At 31.1% G+C, this 3030-nt stretch carries 4 protein-coding genes and 1 pseudogene; 4 read left to right on the top strand and 1 reads right to left on the bottom strand.

The window, feature by feature from the left end; all coding sequences use genetic code 11:
* Positions 1 to 124 precede the first annotated feature (124 nt).
* Positions 125 to 556, top strand: coding sequence for a 50S ribosomal protein L13 (gene rplM / locus KHW44_RS07970; protein WP_002835728.1), 432 nt, complete (start codon positions 125 to 127; stop codon positions 554 to 556).
* A gap of 11 nt (positions 557 to 567) precedes the next feature.
* Positions 568 to 960: a 30S ribosomal protein S9 gene (rpsI, locus tag KHW44_RS07965; protein WP_002838975.1), complete on the top strand. Its 393-nt coding sequence runs from the start codon at positions 568 to 570 to the stop codon at positions 958 to 960.
* A gap of 240 nt (positions 961 to 1200) precedes the next feature.
* Here the strand turns inward: rpsI and KHW44_RS07960 are convergent, their stop codons facing one another.
* On the bottom strand, positions 1201 to 1881 hold the full coding sequence (locus tag KHW44_RS07960) for an NYN domain-containing protein (RefSeq protein WP_304068138.1): 681 nt from the start codon (positions 1879 to 1881) through the stop codon (positions 1201 to 1203).
* Positions 1882 to 2255: 374 nt separating this feature from the next.
* On the opposite strand from KHW44_RS07960, the gene rlmH reads away from it, so the two are divergent.
* Positions 2256 to 2735: a 23S rRNA (pseudouridine(1915)-N(3))-methyltransferase RlmH gene (gene rlmH, locus KHW44_RS07955; protein ID WP_304068135.1), complete on the top strand. Its 480-nt coding sequence runs from the start codon at positions 2256 to 2258 to the stop codon at positions 2733 to 2735.
* Positions 2736 to 2742: 7 nt separating this feature from the next.
* Positions 2743 to 3030, top strand: a pseudogene (locus KHW44_RS07950) (CapA family protein); the annotation flags it as partial.

Raw genomic sequence — 3030 nt, 5'->3', positions numbered from 1 at the left:
CAATACAGAAAGTCGCCGATGGCCGGGTGTGCGACGTGTCTAAATTCCCGGTGAGAAAACAATCGCTTTTTGGCAGCGATGTCCAAGTAGCCAAATATTGTAAATAAAGGAAAGGATGAATTGAATGAAAACTTATATACCTAAGAAAGATGACATCCAAAGAAAATGGTATGTAGTAGACGCAACAGATGTTGTTTTAGGTAGATTATCTACTGAAGTTGCTTCTATTTTAAGAGGAAAAAACAAACCAATGTTTACTCCTAATGCGGATGTTGGAGATTACGTAATCGTAATTAATGCAGAAAAAGTTAAATTAACAGGTAAAAAATTAGAACAAAAAGAATTAAGACATTACACAGGATATGCTGGTGGTCTTAAATCAATTACCTACAAAGACTTAATGAACAAAGATCCAGAAAGAGCTGTAACTCATGCTATCGTTGGTATGCTTCCTCACAACTCTTTAGGTCGTCAAATGGCTAAAAAATTAAGAGTTTACAGAGGCGCTGATCACGATCACATCGCTCAAAACCCTGAAGTTTTGGAAATTAAGTAGGAGGTAATTAAATGGCTAATAATAGATATCAAGGAACTGGTAGAAGAAAAACTTCTGTTGCTAGAGTTACTTTAGTACCAGGAAGTGGAAAATTCACAATTAACAAAAAAGATATAAGTGAATACTTTAACTTCGATACATTAAGAGTTATAGCTAAAGAAGCTTTGGAATTAACTAACAACGCTGAAAGCTATGATGTTACTGTTAATGTAAAAGGTGGCGGATACACTGGTCAAGCAGGTGCTATTAGACATGGTGTTGCTCGTGCTTTATTAGAAGTTGACCCAGACTACAGAGCTGAATTAAAAAGAGCAGGTTTCTTAACTAGAGACCCTCGTAAAAAGGAAAGAAAGAAATACGGCTTGAAAAAAGCTCGTAAATCTCCACAATTCAGTAAGAGATAGAAAACAATTATATATCAATGGAAAAGCACTTTTTGGTTCACACCATCAAGTGCTTTTTTATGCTTATTTATCAAAATTCACACCAAAGTTCACACCATCATTATTAATAAGCTTATTATATACTAGTTCTCCAGGGGAAATGTTTACAAAATTATTCCTATAGATTTTTATCTGTGAATAGTTGTATTTTAAAATGATTAAAAACCACAATAAAAATTTTTTTATTTTGCATTTAGCATGTTACCAGTTATTTTGATTTTTTAATTTATCATCGCAACATCTAAGTCCATCTATGTGTTCAAATAAATCATCTTTTATTTTTCTTCCAAGAGAATCAAGAACAAAATCAATACCTTCTCTTCTAGCTAATTTCGCAGCTGGTACAAAATCAGAATCACCCGCAAGTAAAACTATCTTATCAACTTGCTTTTTATACGCTAAAGAAGCGATATCAATACCTATTTTCATATCAACACCTTTTTGAGTTGATGTTATCTGAAAATCTTGAGGGGTTAGCTCCTCTAGAGTTAAAGATTTATTTAATAATTTTTTTACTGATTCATATTTTAAAGTAAATCTTGTTTCATTTTCTGACAGTCTTCCTAATCGCAATGCTACTTTTCTGGTTTTCTTTAATTCTTTTAGAAACGTATTCATCCAAGTATAGTGATACTCTTTTTTCATATTAATTACCTTATTAGATAATGGATGAAAAACACTGTTATCTAAAGGTGGGCAATCGTAATAAAAAATTCGATATAAATCATAAAATGTTTCGTCTTTACCTCTTCGTTCTTTTAAGTGCCTCATGCAATATTTTATTAAAGTTTTGGCATCATCTTCAGGAGAATTGTTTTTTCTTAAAGTTTTTAATGCTACTTTTCTATAGTAACCACCATCGATTAAAATTGCTGCTTTCATATTTCCTCCAAACTAAAAAATCCTTGGTTTCGAAAGTTCCCATATGGTGGGACATCTACTACCAAGGATGTATTTGCTAAATATAACATTTGTTATACTATAATAATAAATCACAAGGCTAGTTCTGTCAATACCAGATTAATAATTAAAAATTTATCATTCTAAGATAAAAAAATAATTTTGAGTTTGATCTTCTTATAAATAATAATACTATTATTGTGTAAGAAAAGCAACTATTAATAATTTAACTATAAACATAATGATATCTTTTAAATTTTATGAAGTGACAAATAACATTTGAGTTTTTGTGAATTTCCACAAAAATTTTAATTAAATATATGATATACTTATTAAGTAAAAAGGTTGTGATTATTTTGAATATCGATATAGTTTCGGTGGGTAAGGTTAAGGAAAAATACATAAAACTAGGCATTGCTGAATTTTCGAAAAGATTATCTGCGCACTGCAAGCTAAACATAATTGAGGTTGATGATTTGAGTGCTGCAGAGAATTTGTCCGACAGTGAAAAGGAGATTGTGAAGGACAAGGAAGCGGAGAAAATCTTGTCGAAAATAAAGGACAATCACTACGTGATTACGCTTGAGATTTTGGGAAATCAACTTACTAGCGAAAAATTAGCCTCCAAGATTGAAAATTTAACTGTACAAGGTCATTCTAATATTTGTTTTGTTATCGGCGGATCTTTGGGACTGGGAAAAAGTGTACTTGACAGGAGTGATTATGCGCTTTCTTTTTCCAAGTTTACATTTCCACATCAACTGATGAGGTTGATTTTGTTGGAACAAATTTACCGAAGTTTCAGAATAATTAACAATTTACCATATCATAAGTGAGGATAAAATGAAGGGAAAAAAGACAACTGTTGCATTGGCTTTTCTTATAGTGATTTTAGTTGGTGTGATTGGCTTTAGATATTCAGAAATTTCTGGAAAATCTCCAATCCAAGCATCACAAAAAAGTTCTCAAGTGAAAAGTGTTAAAAAATCAGAAGAAAAATCAAACAAAAAATCAGAAAAAACAAAAGAGAATAAAAATCTGGAAAAGAAAGAGATAACCATAACTTGTTGGGGCGATTATATGAATCACATAACTCAAATTCGCCAAGCAAAAGCTACAAATTATGATTTT

This window comes from Finegoldia magna (assembly GCF_018371055.1).
Lineage (GTDB): Bacteria > Bacillota > Clostridia > Tissierellales > Peptoniphilaceae > Finegoldia > Finegoldia magna_I.
This window is presented reverse-complemented; position numbering and strand designations above follow the sequence as displayed.

Excerpts from the sequence above, each read along its gene's own strand:
- rplM (WP_002835728.1), top strand. The coding sequence starts at position 125 with ATGAAAACTTATATACCTAAGAAAGATGACATCCAAAGAAAATGGTAT.
- KHW44_RS07960 (WP_304068138.1), bottom strand. The coding sequence starts at position 1,881 with ATGAAAGCAGCAATTTTAATCGATGGTGGTTACTATAGAAAAGTAGCA.
- rpsI (WP_002838975.1), top strand. The coding sequence starts at position 568 with ATGGCTAATAATAGATATCAAGGAACTGGTAGAAGAAAAACTTCTGTT.